The 6,003-nt window shown below is 65.4% G+C and carries 2 protein-coding genes; one reads left to right on the top strand and one right to left on the bottom strand.

Translation table 11 applies throughout. From position 1 onward, the window contains the following. Positions 1–121: 121 nt before the first annotated feature. On the bottom strand, positions 122–1,597 hold the full coding sequence (gene putP / locus ABE459_RS25595; protein WP_125465793.1) for a sodium/proline symporter PutP: 1,476 nt from the start codon (positions 1,595–1,597) through the stop codon (positions 122–124). A gap of 361 nt (positions 1,598–1,958) precedes the next feature. Here putP and putA point away from each other — a divergent pair, with 361 nt between their 5' ends. Beyond that, a complete protein-coding gene (putA, locus tag ABE459_RS25590) occupies positions 1,959–5,912 on the top strand; it encodes a trifunctional transcriptional regulator/proline dehydrogenase/L-glutamate gamma-semialdehyde dehydrogenase (RefSeq protein WP_125465794.1) in 3,954 nt (1,317 codons plus the stop codon). The last annotated feature ends 91 nt before the right edge of the window (positions 5,913–6,003 follow it).

Below are 6,003 nucleotides of genomic sequence, written 5' to 3'. Positions count from 1 at the left end.
TTTCCCCTGGCCGGGCCGGCCTCAAACAGCCTCGGGGGCCCCCCCCGCCCCCCCCCCCCTGGTCGTGGCGGCGGGGGAGCGGGCTTGCCCCGCGATAGGGACAACGCCGATTCAGCAGGTATTACTTGTCGGCGTGATACTGCGCATCAGCGGTTTCAAAGCGCGAAACCATGCTGTTCGACGGGCTGCCCAGCTTGCTCACCAGGACGATGGCGATGGTGGCGAACAGGAAGCCCGGGATGATCTCGTACAGATCGGTACCCAGCTGCTTCCACAGGATCACGGTCAGCGCACCGACCACGATGCCCGCCAGCGCACCATTGCGGGTCATGCCTTTCCACAGTACCGACAGCAGCACCACCGGACCGAAGGCGGCACCGAAGCCAGCCCAGGCGTAGGCCACCAGGCCCAGCACACGGTTCTCAGGGTTGGCAGCCATGGCGATGGCGATCAGTGCAACGGCCAGCACCATCAGACGGCCGACCCACACCAGCTCCTGCTGCGAAGCGTTCTTGCGCAGGAAGCTCTTGTAGAAGTCTTCGGTCAGGGCGCTGGAGCACACCAGCAGCTGGCAGCTCAGGGTGCTCATCACCGCCGCCAGGATGGCCGACAGCAGCACACCGGCGATCCATGGGTTGAACAGGATCTTGGCCAGTTCGATGAACACGCGCTCACGGTTCTCGGTGACCGGGCCGGCGAGGTCCGGGTGCGCCGAGAAGTAGGCGATGCCGAAGAAGCCCACGGCACAAGTGCCGGCCAGGCACAGGATCATCCAGGTCATGGAGATGCGGCGGGCGTTGGCGATCGACTTCACCGAATCGGCGGCCATGAAGCGCGCCAGGATGTGTGGCTGGCCGAAGTAACCCAGGCCCCAGCCCATCAGCGAGATGATGCCAATGAAGGTAGCGCCCTTGAACATGTCGAAGTGCGCCGGGTCCACCGCCTCGATGGCGAGGAAGGTGGTATCGAAGCCACCGGTGGAGATCAGCACGATGATCGGCGTGAGGATCAGCGCGAAGATCATCAGCGAGGCCTGCACGGTGTCGGTCCAGCTCACCGCCAGGAAGCCACCGACGAAGGTGTAGGCGATGGTGGCCGCGGCACCGGCCCACAGGGCGGTTTCGTAGGACATGCCGAAGGTGCTTTCGAACAGGCGGGCGCCGGCGACGATGCCCGAGGCGCAATAGATGGTGAAGAACACCAGGATCACGATGGCGGAGATGATCCGCAGCACGCCACTCTGGTCTTCGAAGCGGCTCGAGAAGTAGTCCGGCAGGGTCAGCGCATCACCGTTGTGCTCGGTCTGCACCCGCAGACGGCCGGCAACGAACAGCCAGTTGAGGTAGGCGCCGACGGTCAGGCCGATGGCGATCCAGGCTTCGGAGAGGCCGGCGAAGTAGATGGCGCCCGGCAGGCCCATCAGCAACCAGCCGCTCATGTCGGAAGCGCCGGCGGACAGCGCGGTTACCACGCTACCAAGGCTGCGGCCACCGAGGATGTAGTCGGAAAGGTTCTTGGTGGAGCGATAGGCGGCGAAGCCGATCAGCACCATTGCCGCGATGTACACCACGAAGGTGATGGTAAGAGGATTGCCCATGAGTTGTGCCCTGGCGTTGTTTTTATCTCCAGCGACCGCCGTGCATGACGACGGTTGCACCCAGGCGGCGCATCCTATGCAACAACATGAACGAGGTGCAACCACTTTTCATTTGCAAGTTGCACCCAATCCTGCATTTTCGGATAAAACCGTGTTTTTGCTCCATTTCGGAGCAAACACAACGTTTTCCATAACAAAAAACACCGAAAAAGACCTTTTCCGCTGTGCGGAAACGTCCTTCAGACGAGTTGCACCTTTGCCCCGAAAATTTCGGGTTGCACCCGGTTGCACCCGAATTGTCCTACAGGCTAATCTTGCCTCCAGCTTAGGTCACACCCGTGGCCAATAACGAGGATAAGAAATGGCGACGACCACCCTTGGGGTCAAACTTGACGACCCGACCCGTGAGCGACTCAAGGCAGCTGCGCAGTCCATCGACCGCACGCCGCACTGGTTGATCAAGCAAGCGATCTTCAACTATCTCGAGAAGCTCGAGGGTGGCGCCACCCTGAACGACCTCAACGGCCACGCCGTCAACCTTGGCGACGAGGCCGGCGAAGCGCCGACCGACCACGCCCACCAGTGCTTCCTGGAGTTCGCCGAAAGCATCCTGCCGCAATCGGTGCTGCGCTCGGCGATCACCGCCGCCTACCGCCGCCCTGAGCCGGAAGTAGTGCCGATGCTGCTGGAGCAGGCGCGCCTGCCGGCCGCCCAGGCCGAAGCCACCAACAAGCTGGCCGCCAGCCTGGCCGACAAGCTGCGCAACCAGAAGAGCGCTGGCGGGCGTGCCGGCATCGTCCAGGGCCTGCTGCAGGAGTTCTCACTGTCCTCGCAGGAAGGCGTGGCACTGATGTGCCTGGCCGAAGCCCTGCTGCGCATCCCCGACAAAGGCACCCGCGACGCGCTGATCCGCGACAAGATCAGCACCGGCAACTGGCAACCGCACCTGGGCAACAGCCCGTCGCTGTTCGTCAACGCCGCCACCTGGGGCCTGCTGCTGACCGGCAAGCTGGTCAGCACCCACAACGAATCCGGCCTGACCTCCTCGCTCACCCGCATCATCGGCAAGAGCGGCGAGCCGATGATCCGCAAGGGCGTCGACATGGCCATGCGCCTGATGGGCGAGCAGTTCGTCACCGGCGAAACCATCGCCGAAGCACTGGCCAACGCCAGCAAGTTCGAAGCCAAGGGCTTCCGCTACAGCTATGACATGCTCGGCGAAGCCGCGCTGACCGAGCACGATGCACAGAAATACCTGGCCTCCTACGAGCAGGCGATCCATTCGATCGGCAAAGCGTCCCATGGCCGTGGCATCTATGAAGGCCCGGGCATCTCGATCAAGCTGTCGGCCCTGCACCCGCGCTACAGCCGCGCCCAGTACGAGCGCGTGATGAACGAGCTGTACCCGCGCCTGCTGTCGCTGACCCTGCTGGCCAAGCAGTACGACATCGGCCTGAACATCGACGCCGAAGAGGCCGACCGCCTGGAGCTGTCGCTGGACCTGCTCGAGCGCCTGTGCTTCGAGCCGTCGCTGGCCGGCTGGAACGGCATCGGCTTCGTTATCCAGGCCTACCAGAAGCGCTGCCCGTATGTGATCGACTACGTCATCGACCTGGCCAAGCGCAGCCGCCATCGCCTGATGATCCGCCTGGTAAAAGGCGCGTACTGGGACAGCGAGATCAAGCGCGCCCAGGTCGAAGGCCTGGAAGGCTACCCGGTCTACACCCGCAAGGTGTACACCGACGTTTCCTACGTCGCCTGCGCCCGCAAACTGCTGGCCGTGCCGGAAGCCATCTACCCGCAGTTCGCCACCCACAACGCCCACACCCTGTCGGCCATCTACACCATCGCCGGGCAGAACTACTACCCGGGCCAGTACGAGTTCCAGTGCCTGCACGGCATGGGCGAGCCACTGTACGAGCAGGTTGTAGGCAAGGTCTCCGAAGGCAAGCTGAACCGTCCGTGCCGCGTGTATGCACCGGTCGGCACCCACGAAACCCTGCTGGCCTACCTGGTACGCCGCCTGCTGGAAAACGGCGCCAACACCTCGTTCGTCAACCGCATCGCCGACCACTCGATCTCGATCCAGGAACTGGTCGCCGACCCGGTCGCCAGCATCGAGCGCATGGGCACCCAGGAAGGCAGCATCGGCCTGCCGCACCCGCGCATCCCGATGCCGCGTGCGCTCTATGGCAGCGAGCGGGCCAACTCGGCCGGTATCGACATGGCCAACGAACACCGCCTGGCGTCGCTGTCCTGCGCCCTGCTGGCCACCGCCCACAACGACTGGAAAGCCGCCCCGCTGCTGGCCTGCGCCGCCAGCGAGCAAGCCGCCGTGGCGGTGCTCAACCCAGCGGATCACCGTGATGTGGTCGGCCACGTGCAGGAAGCCACCGTTGCCGACGTCGACAACGCCATCCAGTGCGCGCTGAACGCCGCACCGATCTGGCAGGCCACCCCGCCGGCCGAGCGTGCCGCGATCCTGGAACGCGCCGCCGACCTGATGGAAGCCGACATCCAGCCGCTGATGGGCCTGCTGGTGCGCGAAGCCGGCAAGACCTTCGCCAACGCCATCGCCGAAGTGCGCGAAGCCGTGGACTTCCTGCGCTACTACGCGGTGCAGGCACGCAACGACTTGCGCAACGACAACTGCCGCCCGCTGGGCCCGGTGGTGTGCATCAGCCCGTGGAACTTCCCGCTGGCGATCTTCTCCGGCCAGGTGGCAGCAGCGCTGGCCGCCGGCAACCCGGTACTGGCCAAGCCCGCCGAACAGACCCCGCTGGTCGCCGCCCAGGCCGTGCGCCTGCTGCTGGAAGCCGGCATCCCCGAAGGCGTGCTGCAACTGCTGCCAGGCCAGGGCGAAACCGTCGGTGCCGGCCTGGTCGGTGACGAACGCGTCAAGGGCGTGATGTTCACCGGCTCCACCGAAGTCGCCCGCCTGCTGCAACGCAACATCGCCGGCCGCCTGGACAACCAGGGCCGCCCGATCCCGCTGATCGCCGAAACCGGCGGCCAGAACGCCATGATCGTCGACTCCTCGGCCCTCACCGAGCAGGTGGTGATCGATGTGGTGTCCTCGGCGTTCGACAGCGCCGGCCAGCGTTGCTCGGCCCTGCGCGTGCTGTGCCTGCAGGAAGACTCCGCCGACCGCGTGATCGAGATGCTCAAGGGCGCCATGGCCGAAAGCCGTCTGGGCAACCCCGAGCGCCTGTCCGTGGACATCGGCCCGGTGATCGACGCCGAAGCCAAGGCCGGTATCGAGAAGCACATCCAGGGCATGCGCGACAAAGGCCGCACCGTGTACCAGGTGGCCATCGCCGAAGGTGAAGAGGTCAAGCGCGGCACCTTCGTGATGCCGACCCTGATCGAGCTGGAAAGCTTCGACGAGCTGCAGCGCGAGATCTTCGGCCCGGTACTGCACGTGGTGCGCTACAACCGCAAGGACCTGGACCAGCTGATCGAGCAGATCAACGCCTCCGGCTACGGCCTGACCCTGGGCGTGCACACCCGCATCGACGAGACCATCGCCAAGGTGGTGGGCAACGTCAATGCCGGCAACATGTACGTCAACCGCAACATCGTCGGTGCCGTGGTCGGCGTGCAGCCATTCGGCGGTGAAGGCCTGTCCGGCACCGGCCCGAAAGCCGGCGGCCCGCTGTACCTGTACCGCCTGCTGTCGACCCGCCCGGCCGACGCCATCGCCCGCCACTTCCAGGCCGACGATGCCCGCAGCCCGGCCGACACCACCCTGCGCGACCAGCAGATCAAGCCGCTGAACACGCTCAAGACCTGGGCGGCCGGCAGCCAGCTGAGCGACCTGGCCGCGCTGTGCGAGCAGTTCGCCGAACAATCGCAGAGCGGCATCACCCGCGTATTGCCTGGCCCGACCGGCGAGCGCAACAGCTACAGCGTGCTGCCACGCGAGCACGTGCTGTGCCTGGCCGACAACGAAGCCGACCTGCTGGCGCAGTTCGCGGCGGTGCTGGCGGTGGGTAGCTCGGCGGTGTTCCAGGACGGCGAGCCGGCCAAGACCGTGCGCGGCCGCCTGCCAAAGGAGCTGCAAGCGAAGATCAAGCTGGTAGCCGACTGGAACAACGACGACGTGGCCTTCGACGCGGTGATCCACCACGGCCACTCGGACCAGCTGCGCGGCATCTGCGAGCAGGTGGCCAAGCGTGCTGGCGCGATCGTTGGCGTGCATGGGCTGTCGAGCGGCGATCACCAGATTGCCCTGGAACGCCTGGTGATCGAGCGGGCGGTGAGTGTGAACACCGCTGCGGCGGGGGGTAACGCTAGCTTGATGACCATCGGTTAAGCCAACTGACGCCATCGCGGGGGAAACCCCCCCACACCCCCCAAAAAGAAAAAGGTGGGTGGGGGCGGGCCCCCCCAAGAGAGTTGGGGGG

This window comes from Pseudomonas sp. TWI923, from assembly GCF_039673365.1.
In the GTDB taxonomy this organism is placed as follows: Bacteria; Pseudomonadota; Gammaproteobacteria; order Pseudomonadales; family Pseudomonadaceae; genus Aquipseudomonas; species Aquipseudomonas sichuanensis.
Note: the sequence above shows the minus strand (reverse complement) of the source record. Positions and strands in the feature narration are given on the sequence as shown.